This window comes from Nonomuraea sp. NPDC048882, assembly GCF_040649755.1.
Classification (GTDB): domain Bacteria; phylum Actinomycetota; class Actinomycetes; order Streptosporangiales; family Streptosporangiaceae; genus Nonomuraea; species Nonomuraea maheshkhaliensis.
The window spans coordinates 398,503-419,471 of record NZ_JBEZGB010000011.1; the positions used below are offsets into that span (position 1 = coordinate 398,503).

The 20,969-nt window shown below is 68.4% G+C and carries 16 protein-coding genes; 12 read left to right on the forward strand and 4 right to left on the reverse strand.

From position 1 onward, the window contains the following. Window positions 1-48 precede the first annotated feature (48 nt). The gene (locus AB0C27_RS35750) at window positions 49-1,686 is read right to left on the reverse strand and encodes an ABC transporter substrate-binding protein (RefSeq protein ID WP_357853419.1); all 1,638 of its coding nucleotides are present in this window, start codon (window positions 1,684-1,686) and stop codon (window positions 49-51) included. Between the two features lie 472 nt (window positions 1,687-2,158). Here AB0C27_RS35750 and AB0C27_RS35755 point away from each other — a divergent pair, with 472 nt between their 5' ends. From AB0C27_RS35755 to AB0C27_RS35765, 3 genes are all read left to right on the forward strand, one after another. Then, entirely contained in the window at window positions 2,159-3,094 is a 936-nt protein-coding gene (locus AB0C27_RS35755) for an ABC transporter permease (RefSeq protein ID WP_357853422.1), read from the forward strand. Next, complete coding sequence (locus AB0C27_RS35760) at window positions 3,087-3,953, forward strand: ABC transporter ATP-binding protein (RefSeq protein ID WP_346111236.1); 867 nt, start codon at window positions 3,087-3,089, stop codon at window positions 3,951-3,953. The genes AB0C27_RS35755 and AB0C27_RS35760 overlap by 8 nt, the downstream gene beginning before the upstream one ends. A gap of 381 nt (window positions 3,954-4,334) precedes the next feature. Beyond that, entirely contained in the window at window positions 4,335-4,490 is a 156-nt protein-coding gene (locus AB0C27_RS35765; RefSeq protein WP_357853425.1) for a hypothetical protein, read from the forward strand. A gap of 775 nt (window positions 4,491-5,265) precedes the next feature. Here AB0C27_RS35765 and AB0C27_RS35770 read toward each other — a convergent pair. Together AB0C27_RS35770 and AB0C27_RS35775 are read right to left on the reverse strand one after the other, a co-directional pair. Beyond that, on the reverse strand, window positions 5,266-6,228 hold the full coding sequence (locus tag AB0C27_RS35770; protein ID WP_357853428.1) for a hypothetical protein: 963 nt from the start codon (window positions 6,226-6,228) through the stop codon (window positions 5,266-5,268). 408 nt (window positions 6,229-6,636) lie between these two features. Next, window positions 6,637-7,953, reverse strand: a complete 1,317-nt coding sequence (locus AB0C27_RS35775) for a lysine 2,3-aminomutase (RefSeq protein ID WP_357853431.1) — start codon at window positions 7,951-7,953, stop codon at window positions 6,637-6,639. Window positions 7,954-8,130: 177 nt separating this feature from the next. On the opposite strand from AB0C27_RS35775, the gene AB0C27_RS35780 reads away from it, so the two are divergent. The 5 genes from AB0C27_RS35780 (at window position 8,131) to AB0C27_RS35800 (ending at window position 15,480) form a co-directional block, all read left to right on the forward strand. After that, entirely contained in the window at window positions 8,131-8,688 is a 558-nt protein-coding gene (locus AB0C27_RS35780) for a DUF1707 domain-containing protein (protein WP_357853433.1), read from the forward strand. Between the two features lie 197 nt (window positions 8,689-8,885). After that, window positions 8,886-9,905 (forward strand): phosphate acyltransferase PlsX, encoded by a 1,020-nt coding sequence (plsX, locus tag AB0C27_RS35785; protein WP_357853436.1) that lies wholly within the window; start codon window positions 8,886-8,888, stop codon window positions 9,903-9,905. A 41-nt stretch (window positions 9,906-9,946) separates the two neighbouring features. Next, window positions 9,947-12,301, forward strand: coding sequence for an HAD-IC family P-type ATPase (locus tag AB0C27_RS35790; RefSeq protein ID WP_357853439.1), 2,355 nt, complete (start codon window positions 9,947-9,949; stop codon window positions 12,299-12,301). After that, on the forward strand, window positions 12,298-14,025 hold the full coding sequence (argS, locus tag AB0C27_RS35795) for an arginine--tRNA ligase (protein WP_357853442.1): 1,728 nt from the start codon (window positions 12,298-12,300) through the stop codon (window positions 14,023-14,025). The genes AB0C27_RS35790 and argS overlap by 4 nt, the downstream gene beginning before the upstream one ends. A 120-nt stretch (window positions 14,026-14,145) precedes the next feature. After that, window positions 14,146-15,480: a hypothetical protein gene (locus AB0C27_RS35800; protein WP_357853445.1), complete on the forward strand. Its 1,335-nt coding sequence runs from the start codon at window positions 14,146-14,148 to the stop codon at window positions 15,478-15,480. Between the two features lie 290 nt (window positions 15,481-15,770). Here the strand turns inward: AB0C27_RS35800 and AB0C27_RS35805 are convergent, their stop codons facing one another. Next, window positions 15,771-16,154: a cell division protein SepF gene (locus AB0C27_RS35805; protein ID WP_043633494.1), complete on the reverse strand. Its 384-nt coding sequence runs from the start codon at window positions 16,152-16,154 to the stop codon at window positions 15,771-15,773. A 168-nt stretch (window positions 16,155-16,322) separates the two neighbouring features. Here AB0C27_RS35805 and AB0C27_RS35810 point away from each other — a divergent pair, with 168 nt between their 5' ends. The 4 genes from AB0C27_RS35810 to AB0C27_RS35825 all read left to right on the forward strand — a co-directional run bounded on the left by AB0C27_RS35810 (window position 16,323) and on the right by AB0C27_RS35825 (window position 20,186). Beyond that, window positions 16,323-17,087: a PhzF family phenazine biosynthesis protein gene (locus AB0C27_RS35810; RefSeq protein ID WP_357853448.1), complete on the forward strand. Its 765-nt coding sequence runs from the start codon at window positions 16,323-16,325 to the stop codon at window positions 17,085-17,087. A 676-nt stretch (window positions 17,088-17,763) separates the two neighbouring features. Beyond that, the gene (locus AB0C27_RS35815; RefSeq protein WP_357853451.1) at window positions 17,764-18,102 is read left to right on the forward strand and encodes a hypothetical protein; all 339 of its coding nucleotides are present in this window, start codon (window positions 17,764-17,766) and stop codon (window positions 18,100-18,102) included. A gap of 66 nt (window positions 18,103-18,168) precedes the next feature. Next, entirely contained in the window at window positions 18,169-18,915 is a 747-nt protein-coding gene (locus tag AB0C27_RS35820) for an ATP-binding cassette domain-containing protein (protein WP_357853454.1), read from the forward strand. A gap of 62 nt (window positions 18,916-18,977) precedes the next feature. Beyond that, entirely contained in the window at window positions 18,978-20,186 is a 1,209-nt protein-coding gene (locus AB0C27_RS35825) for a hypothetical protein (protein WP_357853456.1), read from the forward strand. Window positions 20,187-20,969: the final 783 nt, after the last annotated feature.

Below are 20,969 nucleotides of genomic sequence, written 5' to 3' on the forward strand. Positions count from 1 at the left end.
CATCCGACGGGTGGACGGCGAGAGCCGCCGCCCACCCCGCGAATGACGTCAGGCCTTCTCGACGTCGGCCCAGTTGATCTGGTTGAGCAGGTTGAGCTTGACGTTCTTGACCTTCGTCGAGTGCCCGAAGTTGCTCCGGTAGAAGTAGACCGGGATGTAGGGGAGGTCCTTGAGCAGGATGTCATCGGCCTGCTGGTAGAACTTCAGCCCTTCGGCCGCGTCGGTGGCCTGGTCGCCCTTGGCCACCAGGTCGTCGAAGTCCTTGTTGGAGTAACCGCCGTAGTTGGAGCCGGTGCCGATGGCGCCGGTGCCGAAGATCGGGGTCAGGTAGTTCTCGGCCGCCGGGTAGTCGATCGCCCAGCCCATCCGGAACAGGCCCTTGTACTCCTTGGCGTCCAGAGCGTCCAGGATGCCCTGGAACTTCTCGAACGGCTTCGGAGTGACCTCGATGCCCAGGTTGGCGCGCAGGTTGTTGGCGACGGCCTCGATCCACTCCTTGTGGCCGCCGTCGTTGTTGTAGCCGAGCTCGATGGTCTTCGGACCGCCGGCGGCCTCGTACAGTTTCTTGGCCTCGGCCGGGTTGTACGTGCACGCCTCGCACGCGCCCTGGCGGTAGCCGGGGATGGCCGGGTTGATGAAGTCGTCGGCGGGCGAACGGGTGCCGGAGAAGACCGTGTCGGTGATCGTCTTCCGGTCGATCGCCATCGAGATGGCCTTGCGGACGTCGACGTTCTCGAAGTCCTTGTTGTACTTCAGCGGGGTGCCGATGTAGCCGATCGACGCGTCGGGCTCGTCGAAGTAGCGGTCACCGAGCACCTGCTTGGCCGTCGAGATGGCCGTGGCCGGCAGGGAGTCGTGGATGTCGAGGTTCTCGGCCTGGAGGTCGTTCCAGGCGGTCTCGGAGCTGGTGTAGACCTTGAACTGGAGCTTGGTCCAGCCCGTGGGCTTCTTCCCGGTGAACTTGTCGTAGACCGACAGCTCGATGGTCGGGTCGGTGCCCTTCTTGTAGGGCTTGTCCAGCTTGAACAGACCCTGGCCGATCGGCTGCTCGCCGTAGGCCTGGGTCACCTTGCCATCGGGGCCGATGGCCGACTTGGGCATGGGGTAGAAGGCGGTGTAGCCCAGCATCGTCTTGAACTGCGAGAACGGCGCCGTGAGGGTGACCTCGAGCGTGGAGTCGTCGACGACCTTGAGACCCTTCATCTCCTTGGCCGCCGGCGTCTTGCCCTCACCCGGGTGCACGTCCTCGTAACCGGCGACGCGACCGAAGAAGTAGGACGAGCTCATGGCGTTGTCCTGGAGGGCGGCGAAGTTCCACGCGCGCGCGTAGTCCGCGGCGGTGACCGGCGTGCCGTCGTGCCACGTGTAGCCGGACTTCAGCTTGATCGTCCAGACCTTGCTGTCCGTCGTGGTGATCGACTCGGCGGCCTCTTCGACCGGCTGCTTGTTCTCGTCGTAACGCACAAGCGGCGAGAACACGGCGGCGAGGACCTCAGAGCCCTCGGTCTCGGTCGTGTTCTGGGGGTTCAGGAGCTCCTGGGGCTCACCGATCTCCATGCGGACCGGCGTCTCCCCGCCGCCCGCGGCAGTGCCGCCGCTGTCCGAGGCACCGCCACCACACGCGGCAACCGCGAGGGCGAGCAGCGCGGTACCGGCGACGATCCGTGCGCCCTTAGTAACACGCATGGTGAAAGAATTCCTCCCTCTACAGGTGGGCGCCAAGCGCTGAGCTGCGGTGATCCGGAGCAGCCTGACGGGGGGTTCCTGGTATCCCCCCGGATTTGGCTGACATGGTCAAACCAGCCGACGCCCTGCCAGTCGATCGCGACTATCCCTTACTACTTGCCACCAGGGAGTCTCTGGCGCATTGCAGTTCGGTCACACGTGTGCCTATCCACCGTCACGGGCATTCCGCCCAAAGACGTACAAACAGCGCAAACAACCATAGAGGGTAGAGCACGGACGTGAACAGTCGATGAAAAATACCCTCTACATGACGGTGGTCGCGCCCTTGCCACCACACCCCGGTTCACTGGGCTACGGTTGAGCAGGTCTTGACGACGCCTTGGAACCCGGCGTCGGCAAGCTCCGTCCAACAGACTGTCGCCGACCCGCGCGACAGGCACCCCACCGACCGGGATCCAATAGAGTCCTTGCCATGAGCCAGCCGGAATCCGCTGTAGCGGACGCCCAGGCGGGCGGCCGAAGCGGGCAGGAGCCGCTGGCCAAGCTCGCCAAGAGATACGGGCTTCGTCGTGCCATCGCACGGCCGAGGTTCCCTGTCTACCTGCGCCAGCTGTGGCAGCGGCGTCATTTCATCCTGACGTACGCGACCTCACGCAACGTCACGAAATACTCCAATTCCGCGCTGGGCCAGCTGTGGCAGGTGCTGACGCCCCTGCTCAACGCCGGCATCTACTTCCTGATGTTCGGCCTCATCCTGGGCGGCAACAAGAACATCGACAACTACCCGGCCTTCCTGCTGACCGGGATGTTCATCTTCACCTTCACGCAACGCACGGTCACCGCGGGCGCGAAGTCGATCTCCGGCAACCTGTCGATGATCAGAGCGCTGCACTTCCCCAGGGCGTCGCTGCCGCTGGCCTACACGATCCAGGAGCTGCAGCAACTGGCCATCTCCATGGGCGTGCTGCTCGCGCTCGTGGTCGCCACCCAGGAATGGCCCACGTGGTACTGGCTCATGATCCCCGTGGTGCTGCTGCTGCAGACGATGTTCAACGTCGGCGCCGGCCTGGTGGTCGCCCGGCTCGGCGCCACGATGCGCGACCTCAACCAGTTGCTGCCGTTCATCACCCGCACGTGGCTCTACGCCTCGGGCGTCTTCTTCTCGATCCAGGACAAGGTCGTCGACGCCGCGCAGCTGCCCCAGTGGGTGGCCAACGTGATGTATCTCAACCCGGCGGCCTCCTTCATCGAGTGGATGCGCGAGATCCTCATCGCCTCCCACAACAAGGGGTTCGGCCACCACCCGCCCCCGATGGTATGGATGTCTTGCGTATTCTGGGCGGTGTTCGCACTCGGCTTCGGCTTCTGGTTCTTCTGGCGGTCCGAGGAGAGGTACGGGCGTGGCTGAACTGACCAAGGAGCTGTCACAGGTGAAGGGCGACAAGCCCGCCGTCCCCGGCAAGGATGTGAGAGTGCATCCCAACCCGGAGCCCCCGGGCAAGCGGCCCCTCGACGTACCCACGGGCACTCCCACCGTCATCGTCGACGACCTCCACATCGTCTACCGCGTCTACGGCGCCGCCTCGGACAACGAGAAGGGCAACGCGGTCAACGCCCTCACGCGCATCCTGAAGCGCCAGGGGCGGCCGCAGATGAAAGAGGTCCACGCGGTCAAGGGCGTGACCTTCGTGGCCTATCACGGCGACGCCATCGGCATCGTGGGCCGCAACGGCTCGGGCAAGTCCACGCTGCTGCGCGCCATCGCGGGCCTGCTGCCGCCGCACGAGGGCGCCGTCTACACCGACGGCCAGCCCTCGCTGCTCGGCGTCAACGCGGCCCTCATGCGCGAGCTGACCGGCGAGCGCAACATCGTCCTCGGCTGTTACGCCATGGGCATGACGCCCGCCGAGGTCAGGGAGAAATACCAGGAGATCGTCGACTTCTCCGGCATCGACGAGTTCGTCCAGCTGCCCATGTCGACCTACTCCTCCGGCATGGGCGCGCGGCTCCGCTTCGCCATCTCCTCCGCCAAGACCCACGACGTCCTGCTCATCGACGAGGCCCTGGCCACCGGCGACCGCGAGTTCCGCAAGAAGAGCGAGGAACGCATCCGCCAGATCCGCGAGTCGGCCGGCACCGTCTTCCTCGTCGCCCACGACCTGCGCGTCATCGAAGAGACCTGCAACCGGGTCATCTGGCTGCACAAGGGCAAAATCAAAATGGACGGCGACCCGAAAGAGGTCATCGCCGCCTACAACAAGGGCTGATTCGATATTCGATCACGTGGTGCTCGGCGGCGCGCTGCCGAGCCGCTGGTCGCTGCTTCGAGCTGCGCCGCTCTGATCAGCGGCGCTTCAAGCCCCAACCCCGCCGATTTGAGCCCCAACCCCTCCATCCTTTACGGCTCCGCCAAGGCAGCCCACCCGCCGCACTCCGGCTGATGGCCCTCCAGGAAACGCCCTCTGACCCTTCAGTGGCGAGCCGCCGTCACGCGAGCCCAAAGTTGCCCCCCTCCGTGGTCAGGAGTTCGATCTTGTGTGCGAAACTCCCGCGACCCACGGGACAAAAGACTGACACCGAGCCTGCCGTTCCGATAGGATTCGAACGTCAATTCGATCCTAGGAACGGTGATGGAGTGGGGGCTCGCGATGGCAGAGCTTTCGGCCGCGATTGACCACCTGGCCACCGAGGACGTGTCCGAGATCCCGAGAATGCAGCTCGCCGAGCAGCTTCTCGACCTGCACTGGCAGATGGCCCGCCTGCAGGCCCAGATAGCCCGCCGCACAGGCGTCCGCCTCCCCTGACAGCCAAGCCCGCCTTCAGACCTGCCACGCCCGCGTTCAGAGCCACCACAACGCCCGAAGAACACCCCCGCCACCCCGGGGCTGGCCAGCCGCCACTCACGCCTTCCAGAGCCACCACAGCCACCCCGAACCCACGGCCAAGTCGGCGATACGACGGGCTGCGCGGGGGCCGGGGTTTTGCGCCTCAGGGGGTCAAGTGGGCGCGCGTATCGGCGGCCCGCCACGTGGCGGTCAGCGGGCGTGTTCCTGGAGGCCACCGGCCACGTGCGGCGGGTGGCGGCTACCACGGCTCCGCCGTAAAAGAAGAGAAAAAGACCACTCCACGCCGGCAGGGAGAAGCCTGCGGAGAGAAACCGACGCGGAGAAGCCGGCGGGGAGATCCCCTGAACATGGAAATCGCCGCCAACCACAAGGGTTGGCGGCGTGGGTTGGCGGCGTGGGGCGGCGCCGCTGCCCTGCAGTAGCGGCGCCCGCGCCCTGGCCGTGGGCGCGTCCGCCCAGGCCCGTGATGAGGCGGCCCGCGACCGCGGGAGCCTCGCAACCGTCGCGCGTCAGTGTCCCGGGCGCCCGGCACCTCTCTGGGAGCCCCGGCGACCTGCCGCGTCAGTGTGGCAGCATCCCGATGCGGGACCCGCCGTCAGGGAACAGCTGGGGCACGTGAGCGGGCCGCCAGGTCGCCGGCGGGTCCGGTGCCCGGGCGTCGGCACCTAGGACGCCCGCGAACCGTACTGCCGGCACCGGGCCGGCCACGCTCATCAGCGCCTCCGTCGCGGTCCTAGTCGCGAACCCAGCGGTCCCGCACCGAGCTCGTCAGCGCGTCGGTGGTCCAGCCGAGGGCGGTGATGACATCGCTGTAGGAGCCGGCGGCCCTGGTCCCGCGGGCCTGGGCGAAGCTCGCGCCCTCCTCGACGAGCGGGGCGAGGTCGTCCATGGCGGCGGCCTGTGAGGTCGCGGGCAGCGCCTCGACGACCGGCGCCATCTCGGCGGGCGCGACGTGCCCGACCATCGGGGCCAGCCCGCCGCTCGCGGCGTTCGGCAGGGCGCGCTGGGCGGCCTGGCCGAGACCGCCGAGGACGAGGTCGGCCGACAGGGACTGGAAGCCCTTGGTCGTGCCGGCCATGACGGTGCCGCTGTCGGAGGCCGGCAGCAGGCTGGTGGTGTGCAGCTGGGTCACCGCGCCCCCTGCGGGCGACCCGAGCAGGCCGGCGATCGCGCTCTGCGTGGACGTGCCGGTGGTCGCGGCCTCGCCGCGCCCCTGCTTGCCCGCCTTGACCGAGGGCGTCGCCGGCTGCGCCATGCGGGCCGCGCCCGACAGGACGGGCAGCGAGCCGGTGAGGCTGCTGCCGGTGGTGAGCGGGAAACCGCCGACGATGGGCGACAGCTCGGGCAGCGGGCCACCGTCCTGGGTGACGTCCTCGAAGCCGTTCGCCGAGATGCCCTGCTCCGCCTGGTTCTCGGCGGCGGTGTCGAGCTCCGCCTCGGTCATCTGCGAGGCCGGCTTGGCGGCGGACTTGGCCTTGAGGCCGTCCAGCAGGCCGCCCAGCAGGCCCTTGCCGGCCAGGCCGCTCAGGAGGCCGCCCAGCGGGCTGCCGGCTGCGGCGGTGCCCGCCCCCTGGCTGTCGATGGGAGCGTACCTGGCGATGCTGTATTGAACTTCGGCCTGCGCGGGCACGGCCATCGCCGCCGCGGCCAGACCGAATGCTGTGACGGCCATGGCCGTCTTGACTACTCGATTCATGATTGCCTTCCCGGCTCGTGATCGATCGCTCTCGAATGCGGTGGAAATGCGAATCGATAACCCCCGTATGCCGTGGCGTGCGCGCTATGGGCACCACACGAAGCGTGCCGCTACGGCTGAGCTACGCCAGCAGTTCTATCACTCGCATTGATCGGCCGCAGGCGCATGAATCCCCATGTAGGAGGGGTTTGCAGGCCGGTTACCGAGTAAAGGGGGAGCGTTGAGCGGAGAGACAAAACGGGAAATAGGAGGGCCTTGTTTCGATATTGTGCGCACGCGCGTGAACGCGCGCGTGCGCACGGAGGAGGCCTCCTGCCGGCCCGCGAACAAAGGGTCGCGTAAAAGTCGCGGGCCGGGGGTGCGATTCTTTCCGGTCTCTTTCCGGTCGCGGTGGACGCGCGCGACCGGTCAGGCGGGAAGCAGGGCCTCGGCCGGCTCGAACGGAAAACGGTCGGCGAAGGCCGGGCGCAGATCCGTCAGCCAGACCGCGGACGGGTCGTAGCGCGCGAAGAACGGCCGGCCCACCAGCGACGGGTCGCGGGCCTGGATGAAGTGGAGCATGAAGACCCGCTCCCCCGCGATCTCCGTGACGCCGTCGACGCACACCTTGCCCGGTGTGGCCGACATCGAGGGCCCACGCACCGTGCGGCACAGCCCCGAGACGGACGAGTAGGCCTCCCTGAAGATCTCGTACCCTCGTGCCAGCGGCACCGCGAAGTAGTCCTGGGGCCCGGTGTCACGCTCGATGAACATGTAGTACGGGATCATCCCCATCCGGTGCTGCCGTCGCCACATGTGCGACCACACAGCCGGATCGTCGTTGATCGACCTGATCAGCGGCGCCTGGGTCCTGATCGTGGCCCCGCTGCCGAGGATGCGCTTGACCGCCGATTCGACCAGCGGCGACTCCAGCTCGCGCGGGTGGGAGAAGTGGGCCATGAACGCGAGGTTCTTGCCCGCCCGCACCACCTCCTCGAACAGGCCCAGCGTGGCGTCGGCGTCGGGGTCGGTGGTGAACCGCTGCGGCCAGTAGGCCAGTGCCTTGGTGCCGATCCTGATGGATTCGAGCTGCTCCAGTTCGAGCAGCGGCTCCATGTAGCGCCTGATCACGGACTCACCCATGATCATCGCGTCGCCGCCGGTGATGAGCACGCTGGTGACCTCGGGATGGCGGCGAACGTAGCCGACCATCTGGCCGATGTCGTCGGAGGCGAACTTCAGGTCCGCGTCTCCGACGAACTGCGCCCACCTGAAGCAGTAGGTGCAGTAGGCGTGACAGGTCTGCCCCTGCTTGGGGAAGATCAGCACGGTCTCCGGATATTTGTGCTGCAGCCCGGGGACGGGCTCGTCGCCGATCCTCGGGACGTTGAGTTCCTTCTGACCCGCGGGATGCGGGTTGAGCTGGGCGCGTACGCGGTTGGCCTCGGCCTGGATCTCGGAGTTGGGGGCCTCGGCTTTCAGCAGGTCGGCCAGCCTGGCCACGTCTTCCGCGGGAAGCATGTCCGCCTGCGGGAAGACCAGCCGGTATATGGGGTCATCGGTCGCGGCAGACCAATCTATGAGTTCATCGACGACGTAGGCGTTCGTCCGGAAGGGCAGCACCGTGGCGACCGCGCGGACCTTGAGCCGCTCGTCGTCAGCCAGCCCCGCACGCCGCAGGAGCTCGTCAAGGTGCTTGGACGTGTACGCCTTGAAGCGTCGCGTGCCTGCCTGGTTCAAGATCACTAGGCCTTTCCCATCTTTTTTGTTCGATCGGGTGTAAACCTCACGACCCTGTCGCGCGTCTACGGTCCTTAATACCCGGACGCGCTCAGCGGCGTCACCGGTTCCGCTGGGCTCCAAGTTTTCCTTGAGGTTCGGGACACTCGCGACATATCGCGATCGGGCATAGACTCCTATACCGTGACCGACCATGCGCAGCTTCGCGCCTCAGACGCCGACCGCGACCGCGTGGCCGCGGTGCTCGGCGAGGCGCTCGCCACAGGAAGACTGACCAGCGTCGAGCACGCCGACCGCCTCGACGTGGCCTACACGGCCAAGACCGTCGGCGAGCTCGTCCCCCTCACCCGGGACCTGCCCGAGGTGTCCGCCTCCAGTCCACCCGCCGGCGTCGAACGGCAGGTCATCGACTCGACGTTCAGCAAAATGGTGCGCAAGGGCCACTGGGTGGCCTCCAGGCACCTCAAACTGTCGGCCAGGTTCGGCGCGCTCATCATCGACCTGTCGGAGGCCGTGCTGCCAGGCCGCGAGATCACCGTCGAGACCGACGCGCGGTTCAGCAAGGTGATCGTGCGCGTGCCCGACAACGCCAACGTGATCGACGAAGGCAGCTCGCTCTTCGGCAAGCGCAACGTGACGGGCGGCTCCCAGGGCGACGGGCCGCTGATCCGGGTGACCGGGTCGTCGAAGTTCTCCAAGGTCATCGTCACCCGCGGCAAGGACGACTGGAACCTCCACTAGAAGAGCGGCGCCAAACCCTGGACGAGGCCCGCCGCCGGCCCGGACGGCCCCGGACATGACTGGAACGTGCCCTCCAGGGAACCAACAGGGCCTACCCGCCGGTTAACCTGGCACCTGCCTCGCCTGCGATGCGGACATACCGAGCCCGCGTACCGGCCAAGCCGTGACGGCGGGCTCGATGCCGTACGAGGTGATCAGTGTCCGACAGCAGGCCCATCGCGCTCGACGCCATGGGCGGCGACCACGCACCCCACGAGATCGTGGCGGGCGCGGTGCACGCCGTGCGCGAACGCGGCCTGGCCGTCGTCCTCGTCGGCTCCCCCCGCGTGCTCTACGAGGCGCTCGCCGACCACGACGCCACCAAAGAGATCCCGATCGTCCGGGCCGAGGAGGCCCTGTCCATGGACGAAGGCGCGCTGGCCAGCCTGCGCCGCCCCCGTTCCAGCATCGCCGTCGCCTGCCACCTCGTCCGCCGCGGCGACGCCGCCGCGGTCGTGTCCGCCGGATCGACCGCGGGCATCGTGGCCACCGGCAAGCTCCGGCTCAAGGGCCAGCAGGGCGTGCTCAGGCCGGCCATCGCCGTCGCGCTGCCCACGCTGCCCACCCCCACCGTGCTCCTGGACGCCGGCGCCAACGCCGAGGTCAAACCGGAGATGCTGGTGCAGTTCGCCCACCTCGGCGCCACCTACGCCGAGCTCGCCCACGGCATCCAGGACCCCAAGGTGGGCCTGCTCACCATCGGCAGCGAGGCGGAGAAGGGCAACAAACTCGTCAAACGCGCCCACGAGCTGCTGCAGACCTCCCCCGGCATCCAGTTCGCCGGCAACGTCGAGGGCCACGACCTGCTCACCGGCAAGGTCGACGTGATCACCACCGACGGCTTCACCGGCAACGTGGCGCTCAAGACGATGGAGGGCGCGGTCCGCTACGCGTTCACCGAGCTCAGGGAGAGCATCGGCGACAGCAGGCTGGCCCGGCTCGGCGCCGCCATGCAGCGCTCCCGCATCCGCGGCCTGCGCCGCCGCCTCGACGCCGAGGAGCACGGAGGAGCCGTCCTGCTCGGACTCAACGGCACCGTCGTCATCGCCCACGGCGCCTCCAGAGCACAGGGCATCAGCGCGGCCTGCCGCCTGGCCGCCGACCTGGCATCGGGCGGCGTGGTGCCGGCCATCGGCGAGAAGGCCGCCTCCCAAAGTCGCTCCCACAGGTTGTGGTGAAGGCTAGGGTGTGAGTCCGATCCACAGAAACGGGGGGTTATGTGGACGGGCTCACCTTGACCGCGCCCGGGCTGACGTCCGACCAGGTGGCGGGGGCGAAGGCCAACCACGTGCCACGCCGGTCGAGCAGGTCGCTGAGCGCGATTCTCAGAGCGAACGTCTTCACCCTGTTCAACCTGGTCATCGGCGTCCTCTGGGCCCTCATCCTGATCTTCGGCGAGTGGCAGGACGGCGCGTTCGGGCTGGTCATCGTGGCCAACGCGCTGATCGGCATCGTCCAGGAGCTGCGCGCGAAACGCACGCTCGACAAGCTCGCGGTGATCAACGAGGCTCCCGTACGCGTGCGCCGCGACGGCGCGGAACGCGAGGTCAGCCCCCGTGACGTGGTGCTGGGCGACCTCATCCTGCTCGGTCCCGGCGACCGACTGCTGGTCGACGGCGAGGTCGTCCACTCCGAGGGGCTGGAGGTGGACGAGTCGCTGCTCACCGGCGAAGCCGACCCCGTGCACAAAAAGCCCGGCGAGGAGGTGCTGTCGGGCAGCTTCGCGGTGGCGGGCTCCGGAGCGTTCGTCGCCACCAGGGTCGGCACCGACGCGTACGCCGTGCGCCTGGCCGAGGAGGCCAGCCGCTTCCACCTCGCCCACTCCGAGCTGCGGGCCGGCGTCGCGAACTTCATCAAGTACATCACCTGGCTGGTCATCCCCATCGGCGCGCTGCTGATCTACAGCCAGCTGCACAACTCGGCCGACCTCGGCACCGCCATCACCGGCGCGGTCGCGGGCATCGTCACCATGATCCCCGAGGGCCTGGTGCTGACGACCTCCCTCGCCTTCGCGGTCGGCGTCGTCCGCCTGGGCCGGCGCAAGTGCCTGGTCCAGGAGCTGCCCGCGATCGAGGGCCTGGCCAGGGTGGACGTGCTCTGCCTGGACAAGACCGGCACCCTCACCACGGCCGGCATGGACCTCGACCAGGTCCTCCCCGTCCAGCCCGACGGCCGGCCGATCGACGCCGCGCTCGCCGCGCTGGCCCACCTCGACAGCCGGCCGAACGCCACCGCCGAGGCCATCAGGGCCGGCTACCCCGCCACCACCGCCGACGGCTGGAAGGCCGGCGAGACCGTGCCGTTCTCCTCGGCGCGCAAGTGGAGCGGGGCCGACTTCGGCGAGCACGGCGTCTGGGTGCTGGGCGCGCCCGACGTGCTGCTCCAGGGCGGCGACTGCTACGACAGGGCCGCCGAACTGGCCGCCACCGGCACCCGCGTCCTCGTACTGTGCCGCGCCGACGACCTGGCCACGGCCGGAGAGCTCGCCGGCGGCGAGACCCCGCACCCCGCCTCCACTCCCACCACCGTGCTTCCTGTCGCGCTCCTCACGTTCAAGCAGCGCATCAGGCCGGACGCCCGCGAAACCCTGAGCTACTTCGCCAAGCAGGGCGTCAACCTCAAGATCATCTCCGGCGACAACACCCAGGCGGTGTCGGCCATCGCGACCGGCCTCGGCATCCCCGGCGCCGACCGCGCCATAGACGCCAGGACGCTCCCGCACGACGACCCGGACAAACTCGGCGAACTACTCGACACCCACACCGTCTTCGGCCGGGTCACCCCGCGACAGAAGCGCGAGTTCGTGACCGCGCTGCAGTCCCGAGGCCGCACGGTCGCCATGACCGGCGACGGCGTCAACGACGTGCTCGCGCTCAAGGACGCCGACCTCGGCATCGCGATGGGCGCGGGCAGCCCGGCCACCAAGGCGGTCGCGCAGGTGGTGCTGCTCGACGACAAGTTCTCCACCCTGCCCCACGTCGTGGGCGAGGGCCGGCGGGTGCTGGCCAACATCGAACGGGTCGCCAACCTGTTCCTCACCAAGACCTTCTACGCGATCGTGATTTCGCTGCTGGTCGGAGTGGCCGGGGTCGCGTTCCCGTTCGCGCCGCGCCACTCGACCCTGACCAACGCCCTGGTCATCGGCATCCCGGCGTTCTTCCTGGCGCTCGCCCCCACGCTTGAGCGGGCCAAGCCCGGGTTCGTGCCCCGCGTGCTGCGCTTCGCCGTACCGGCCGGGGTGCTGTGCGCGCTGGCCGTGCTGCTGTCGTTCTGGGCCGCGCACAACGGCGCCTCCTCCCTCCTGGAGGACCAGACCGCCGCCGTGATCACGCTCTTCCTCACCACCTGGTGGGTCCTCGTCCTGATCGCCAGGCCGCTCAACTGGTGGCGGGGGGCCATGGTCGCGGCCATGGCGGCGCTGTTCTGCGTCGGCCTGTCGCTGCCCTTCATCAGGGAGTTCTTCGCCCTCGAACCCGGCAACCTCACCAACGATCTGATCGCCGTCGGCATCTCGGTCGTGGCCGCCTTTCTGATAAGCGTCTCGGTCAAGGTCGCCGGTACCCTTAGACCATGACCGACCCGCAGATTGTGCTCACCGAGCGCGTCCAGCAGGCGCTGGCCCGCGCGTTCGGCCCGGAGCACGCCGACGCAGATCCGCTGATCCGGCCCTCCCAGTTCGCCGACTTCCAGGCGAACGTCGCGATGAGCCTGGCCAAGCGTCTGCGACGGAGCCCGCGGGAGGTCGCCGAGGCGATCAGGGCGGAGTTGTCCGACTTCCCCGGCACGATCGAGGTCAGCGGCCCCGGCTTCCTCAACATCACCCTCGCCGACTCCTTCATCGAGTCCGAGGCCAGGCAGATGCTGGCCGACCCACGCCTCGGCGTCGGCACGACCACGCCGTCGCAGACCGTCGTGATCGACTACTCCGCGCCCAACGCGGCCAAGGAGATGCACGTCGGCCATCTGCGCACGACGATCGTCGGCGACTCCCTGGCCCGCCTGCACGAGCACCTGGGCAACACCGTCATCAGGCAGAACCACCTGGGCGACTGGGGCACCCCGTTCGGCATGCTCATCGAGCACCTGCTCGACATCGGCGAGCAGGCCGCGGTCGCCCAGCTCGAAGCCGGCCAGGGCACCGAGTTCTACCAGGCGGCGCGGGCCAAGTTCGACAGCGACGAGGGCTTCAAGACGCGCGCGCGGGCGCGGGTCTCCACCCTGCAGTCGGGCGACCCCGACACGCTGCGGCTCTGGCACGTGTTCATGGACGCCACCGTGCGCTTCTTCAACAAGGTCTACGACCTGCTCGGCGTCACACTGACCGACACCGACATCGCCGGCGAGAGCATGTACAACCCGATGCTCCAGAAGACCTGCGACGACCTGGAGGCGTCGGGCACGGCGGAGCTGAGTGAGGGCGCGCTGTGCGTGTTCCCGCCCGGGTTCACCGGCTCCGACGACAAGCCGCTGCCGCTCATCATCAGAAAGAGCGACGGCGGCTACGGTTACGCCACCACCGACCTGGCGGCCATCCGCTACCGCGTCCACGACCTCAAGGCCGACCGCATCCTCTACGTCGTCGGCAACGAGCAGGCGCTGCACTTCCAGATGGTGTTCGCCGCCGCCAGGCTGGCCGGCTGGCTGCCCGACACGGTCGACGCCGAGCACGTACGCATCGGCATGATGCTGGGCAAGGACGGCCGGCGCTTCAAGACCCGCTCCGGCGAGTCGGTCAAGCTGATGGACCTGCTCCAGGAGGCGATCGACCGGGCCGCCCGGCTGATCGAGGACCGCGGCTACGACGAGGCACTCAAGCGGGAGATCGCCCACGCCGTCGGCATGGCCGCAGTGAAATACGCCGACCTGTCCGTCAGCCACGACAGCGAATACGTCTTCGACCTCGACCGCATGGTGGCCACGACCGGCAACACCGGCCCCTACATGCAGTACGCGACGGCCCGCATCCGCTCCATCTTCCGCAAGGCGGGCATCGAGCCGGGCGAGGCGAACGCCCCGATCGTGCTGGCCGCTCCGGCCGAACGCGCGCTCGGCCTCCACCTGCTGGGCTTCGGCGAGCTCGTCGCCCAGGTCACCGCCGCCTCCGAGCCACACCGGCTGTGCGCGTTCCTCTTCCAGACGGCCAGCCTGCTGAGCACGTTCTACGAGGAGTGCCCGGTCGTCAAGGAAGGCGTCGACCCCGAGACGAGAGAGCAGCGGCTGGCCCTGTGCGCGCTCACGTTGCGCGTCCTGGAGACCGGGCTCGACCTTCTGGGCGTCCCTGTCCCCGAGCGCATGTAACAGGCAGTTGACTCAAAGTCTCCCGTTCCGTCGTGGGCGCGCCTCCACCGGGTTGGCGCGCCCCAGCGGTTACGCTTTACGCGGTCATGAACTGAGGCCGAATTGGGGGAGTTCTCTGCCTTGAGCACGGACCTGACTGCGAGCCCCCCAGCAGCGACCGAGTTGCATCGCTATGCCGAGGCGCTGCTGGCGCACCTCGCCGCGAAGGGCACCGCGCCTCCTGCCGCACCGAGCTTCCGCGACGTATCCGGCTACTGGCTGCCCCCGGCCGTCCAAGCGCTGGTCGCCATCCTGTCCGGCGACGACCCGCTGGAGCCCCTGAGCAAGGCGGCCGGCCGCGACGAGCAACAGACCGCCCTCTTCCTCTGCCTGGCGCTGGCGGTGTCCGGGCAGGGCAGCCGCATCCACGCCTCCTGGCTCGGCACCGCCTTCGGCGAACTCTCCCTCGACCGCCCCGTCTCCCACGGCCAGCGCTCGCTCTGGCTGGCCGCCGCCCGGGGGGCGTACGGCCCCGCCGGCAAGATCTTCGTGCTGCGCAAACTCGACGCGCTGGCCATCCAGGACCGCGCCGACCCGCAGGAATGGTTCCAGGCGCTCGTACCCGGCGAATCCGCCGTCGTCGTGCCGCCGTCGCTGGTCGACTTCCCCGAGATGGCCGAGATCCCCGAACTCGCCAGGCCCGCCGTGGCCGCCGCCCGCCTGGCCAGGCTACGCAGCCGCTGCGCGGAGATCACCTCGGCCCGCCAGGCCGACCACGACTCCTCAGCCCCCCTCGACAACAGCTCCAACAGCCCCGCCGCCGCCTGGGCCGAGAACGAGCCGCTGGCCGTCCTGCGCTCCCTGATCGGCCTGGGCGGACCGGCCGGGCCGATGGCCTCACTCAGCTCCTACCTGCTCGACGACCTGCGCCCCGGCGCCGATCCGCATCTCGCGGCCATCGCCCTGCACGTCGCGGCGCCCATCCTGCGCGGCGTGGCCGAAGAACTCGAAGCCGACAGCCGCCTCGACCCGCCGGAAACCCTGACCGTGCCGCTCCTCGGCCACCGCATCCACCTGCGCCCCGAGGGCCCCGACCAGGACTCACTGGCGGCGGCGGAAGAGTCGATCGTCACCGACGGCATCGTGCCCCGGGGCCGCCCGTGGGCCGCCGTGGTGCTGACCGTCGCGGGCTTGGCCTGCCTCATCGGCGCCGTCTTCGCCTCCCGCCTCCTGGCCGCCGCCGCCATCGCCATGATCGGCCTGGCCGGCTGGCAGCTCTGGCAGCGCCGCAAACTCGCCGAAGCGGACGCCCGCTACGTGGCCTCCCAGGTCAACGAGCTGAAGGAGCTGGCGGAGGGGGCTGTCTGGGCGCTGCACGCGTACGCGCGAGAGTCGGACGCTCGGGCCAAGCAGGCCGCCGAAGACGCCGCCGAACTCACCCTCCTCATCCGCCGCGGCCCCCGCGCCGCCCACTGACCTACAGCACCGAAGCTGTCCGCCACCTGCCGCTTGGCGCGCGGAGCCTGCCAAGACAGACCCGCCAAGGCCGTTGCCGGCAGCAAGGCTGACCACCCGGTTAGACCTCGAGCAGCCAGCCCGTGACCACCAGCCGCTATGACCAGCCGAGCCCTATAACCAGCAGGGCCCTATAACGCACGCGCGCTGCAATGGGAGACGATGACCGCCCGCAGGTACAAGTCGACGAGCGGAGGGGGATAAGACGAGGATCATCTGGCGGTCAGCACGGCCTCCCTAGAAGTGCGCGATCAGGTGGTCTCGATCTCCACGTGAGCCGGCGCGAGCAGGAAGACGCGCTCGGCGATGCGCTCGATCCGCCCCTCACACCCGAAAGCCAGCCCCGCGGCGAAGTCCACCATCCTCGTCGCCTCGGACATCGACATGCCCGTAACGTCCATGATCACCGTTTGCCCGTCACGGAAATGCTGACCGATCAACGGCGCGTCGTTGTACTTGAGCGGCTGGACCATCACGATCCGCGACGAGTCGACGTTCGCGCGCCACCGCCGGGCGGCCCGCTCGGTCGCGGGGACGTACTCGTCCTCGTAGTGCTCGTCGTCGTCATAGCCCTCGTCGTAGTGATCGACCCCGCTCAGGCCAAGGTAGCTCACCACCTTGCGCACTGCCCCCATCGGCTTGTCCTTTCCTCAGGAACTCACCGTAATCGGCACGTCCCTACACATTGGACGGTAACCGACGATTCCGCATTCGCCACGCGACACGCCCAGCCCTAATTCCATTTTGTACGGCTTGCAGCCTGGTTGCAGCTGGATATCCGCCCCCCGTATACCCTGAGCCACATGCTCCTCTTCACCGTCGATGCCTTCACCGACACAGCTTTCAAGGGTAATCCCGCGGCGGTCTGCCTGCTGGACACTCCGGTTACTGAGCAGTGGATGCAGAGCGTAGCCAACGAGATGAGCCTCTCCGAGACTGCTTTCCTGCTCGGGGATTCGCTGCGCTGGTTCACCCCGATGGTGGAGGTCACGCTCTGTGGCCATGCCACGCTGGCGACCGCACACGTCCTCTATTCGACCGGTGCGGCGACGGGGCAGCTGGAATTCAGCACGGCCGGCGGGATCCTTACCGTGAATCGGCGCACCGACGGCATGATCACAATGGATTTCCCGGCCAAGCATGTGACCCCTGTCCCCGTTCCCGACGGTCTGGAGAAAGCGCTCGGGACCACTCCGGTGCGGGTCGGAAAAAGCGCGCTCGACCTGCTGGTCGAGGTGGACTCGGCGGAAACCGTACGCACCCTCGCCCCCGATATCGAAGCCCTGGCCGCCGTGGACGCGAGAGGCGTCATCGTCACCGCTCCCGGCGAGGACACCGACTTCGTCTCCCGCTTCTTCGCCCCGAACGTCGGCGTCAACGAGGACCCGGTAACAGGCTCGGCCCACTGCGCCCTTGCGCCGTACTGGTCGGCCCGCCTCGGCCGCACCTCCCTGACCGGCGCCCAGCTGTCGGCGCGAGGCGGCACCGTGTACGTCAGCCATGACGGCGACCGCGTCCACCTCGCCGGCCACGCCGTCACCGTGATGTCGGGCACGCTGCACCTCTGACCCTCGCATCTCCCGGAAGTTCGCCCTGGTCCCTCTGCCGCCAGAACCATCAAGTAGTCCTGAAAGCTCACCAGAACCCCCCAAAAACCAACCCGCCCCAGCAGCCGGCACCCTCAACCACAGCCCCCTGCCCTCACCCACCGCACACCAGACCCCGCCCCAGCGCCCCAGACAGGCCCTGAGCCCCACCCCCGCATGGCCGGCGCATTGACGCCCCAGCCAGCCACCGCCGGCCCTCCCACGAACGAGCCCCCACGGCGTAGCACTCAAGCCACACCGCCAGTCGCCCAGGTGGTGTCAGCCCGCGTACACCAACACAAAGCCAGAGGCGTTCGTCAACTGACGTGATCATGAAGCCATGCTGGCAGGCCCCACCGACATATTCCCCTACGCCAAGACTGATCCCGAAATTCTCCGGAAACCGCCGCGAATAGCTCCGGCCGCGACGAAGGAACCAGCGAGCGAGTCGAGCCATATCCGCTGGTGAACCTGCACAGGGAGCCCGGTGAGGGGCGACCGCAGGAGCACCATTGTTTGTTCAGGCCATTCACCCACTGCTGAACAACTCGGTGCGGTCCTAGCGTGATGCCGTCGCCCGGATCCGGACGACGGCCTGAGAGCGCGCACGTCCATGCGCCCGTCTCCGGCATTTCCCACCTCAGCACCAGGGAGAGTCATGTCCAAGACGATGAGAATCGTGGCCCTCGTCGCCAAGGCCGGCACTGTCGCCGTCCTCGGCGCGAGCGCCGTCCTCGGCATCGCCTCCACCGCCGCCACCGCGGCGGGCAAGGGCAACAGCGCCGGCAACTGCTACGGCATCTGGTTCACCAGGGACTGGAACCAGGACTGCGGAGCGGGTGGCGCGAGCTGGACCGGCGTGGACCTGTCCATCGCCGACTGCCCGAACAGGCCGGACAAGACCGTGTCGGCACACAGGAGCGAGGGCGACACCAGATCCATCGACGGCGAAGACTGCAGCACCTCTGTCCGCAACATCACCACCTGGTTCCAGTAAGCCGCTGCAACTCGTGGGGCGTGGCCGCGCGACGACCGCGCCCCACCCGTCGCGAAAGGTGCTCCCGTGAGCCTGAAACTGACCGGCATCACCCAGGGCTACGGCAGGACGAATGCCATCGAACGGTTCGACCTGGAGCTGACGCCAGGTGTCGTCGGACTCCTCGGCCCCAACGGCGCGGGCAAGACGACGCTGTTACGCACGATGGCGACCATCATGCCGCCGAGAACGGGGACGATCGCGCTCAACGGGGTGGTCATCGACGGCGAACGCGCCGCCCGCCGTGCCCGGCGCGACATCGGCTACCTTCCCCAGCGGTTCGGCTTCGACCCGGGGATGAGAGTCGTCGACTTCGTCCGGTACGCGGCATGGATGCGGGGCCTGCCGGCCGAGCGCTGGGACGACGCCGCCGAGCGGGCCCTGATCCAGGTCGACCTCGTGGAGCAGCGCCGTACCCGCATGCGCAGACTGTCCGGCGGCATGCTCCAGCGGGCGGGCATCGCGTGGGCGATCGCCGGTGACCCGTCGCTCGTCCCGCTCGACGAACCCACCGTGGGCCTCGACCCACGACAACGCCTGCAGTTCCGCAGACTCGTCGCCGGACTCCACGGCGCGGTCGTGGTGCTGAGCACGCACCACATCGAGGATGTGGACGCGATCTGTGACCGGGTCGTCGTACTCCACCGCGGCAGACCCACGTTCGCCGGAACGGCCGCCGAGCTGGCGGCCTTGAGCCGCGACGACCTGCCAGGAGACACAGACCTGGAGCGCGCCTACATGAACCTCCTCCCGAGTCAGGAGCAGCGACTGTGAGGGCGGCCCTCTTCCACCTACGCACCTCACCGCTGCGGTGGACCCCGCTCCCGCTGACGGTGGTGGCTCTCGCGCTGCTGGGGACGGAACCGGTGAGCTGGACCGGAAGCTGGCCGGAAACGGGCGCCGCCACCCAGGCGTTCGCCTTCTATCTCAGCGTCCTCGCGGCGGGCGCCGCGGCGTGGGTCTCCAGCTCGAACACCCGCCACGGACTCATCGAGCTGACCGCATCGGCGACCATACCCTCCGCCGCGGTGGAGGCGTACCGGTTGGCCGCCGCAGCGGCCCTGCTCCTCGTCCCCTACCTCATCGGCGGCGCCGCAGGCTTCGCCCTCACCGCCTCCACCTTCCCCCCTGGGCTCGGGCTGTGGGCCGGATATGTCCTCATGGGCGCGATCGTGATGCTCCTCGCCGTCGCCTGGGGCTGGGCGATCGGCCGCTACGCCAACCCGGCGTACGCGGCACTCACCGCCTCATTCAGCTGGTTCGTCTTCGAGGCGTTCCCCGGCGACGCGGCGGACCTCGGCGTGGCAAGCGGCCCGGCATGGAAACAGCCGGATCCGCCGGCCTTGTTGCTACGGTCGGCCGCCGTCATGGCCTTCCTCTCGTTGATCGCCTGGGCATACACGAAGAACAGGAAACGCTGGAAATCCCTGACCCTTACCGTCCTGGGCGGCACCGGAGCCGTACTGGTGACGATGTCCACGACGGGAGTGTCAGATCGCCACGTCCCGGACCACCCCCTGTGCGTCTCCGGAGCAATCGAAATCTGCCTGTGGCCGGAGGACCGAAAATACCTCCCCCTGGTACGGGCGCTCGACCAGCGGGCGGCCACACTCCCGACGGACTGGCGACTCCCTGCCCACCTGGACCAGTACGGGCTGAAACGAATCGAGCGAAACGACAACGGCGAGCGTGCGGTCGAACTCGACGGCGCATTCAAGTTTCCCGACGGCAGCAAATGGGGCCTGGCGCTCGGCATGTCCCACGCGATCCTCAACCGAACACTGGGACCGTGCGACTGGAAGGCCATCTGGAAGGCCGAAGACTTCACGCCGGAGACGTTGCGTAAATGGCTGGAGTTCTACTTGGCGGAGAGCAACAGACCCGCCTACCGGACGACACAGCTCTCCGAGGACATGGGCAAGGCCTGGTCGTCAGCCTCTCAGGCGTTCGGCGAACTACCCGCCGACCAGCAATTCGACTGGGCCCGCCGACAACTCGACCGCGTCAAGGACAGCTACTGTGCCCACCCCAGCCCTCGTCCGTAACCGCACCGGCGGCCACACGTTCCCGCCCCTGACCTTCGCCCTGACCCACCGCACCTGGGTGCCCCTCGCGCTCGCTGCCCTGTCCGGACTGCTCACCGCATGGACAGGCACCGCCGACATACCGATGCCCACCGCATCAGGAGAAACCACCATCCCCCTGGCAACTGCTGACCGTAGGCGTCGGCGTGCTACCCGCCCTAGGTCTCCACAGCACCCTTCGGACCCTGGAGGAACCGGGATCGGACATCCTCCGCAGAGCCGAGCGCCACCATCTCCTCTGGCTGTCGCTCGCCTGCTTCACCCTTTACCCGACCATCTCCTCCGCGCTCCTGGACCTCCCCGACACACTGATCGTCCTACGCTCACTGTCGGCCTGGCTCGGCGTGGCCCTCGTCTGCGGCCGCCTCTTCGGTCGCCGGCAGTCATGGGCCGGCCCACTCGGGCTGATGTGCCTCTCAACATACTGGGGCGACGGTGCATGGTGGACCTTCAACGCACGCCCGTACGACGACGCACCAAGCCTGCTCCTCTCCTCCTGCCTCCTCACACTCGGACTGTCGTCCCTGGCGGCAACCCCTTGGCGCCTGTCACGCCTCCTCACTCCATGGCGCCCGCTCAATCAGAATCGATCGCCGAGCGGCCCAGCAGCAACCAGGTCACCCGGAGACAGGTGAACCAGTCGCTGACGGCGACCATCAGCACGATCGCTTCCCACACCTACAGGGATACCCCCTGTCGGAGCCCGTTGATGTCGAACGGTGGACGCTGAGCCGGTAGGCGTCT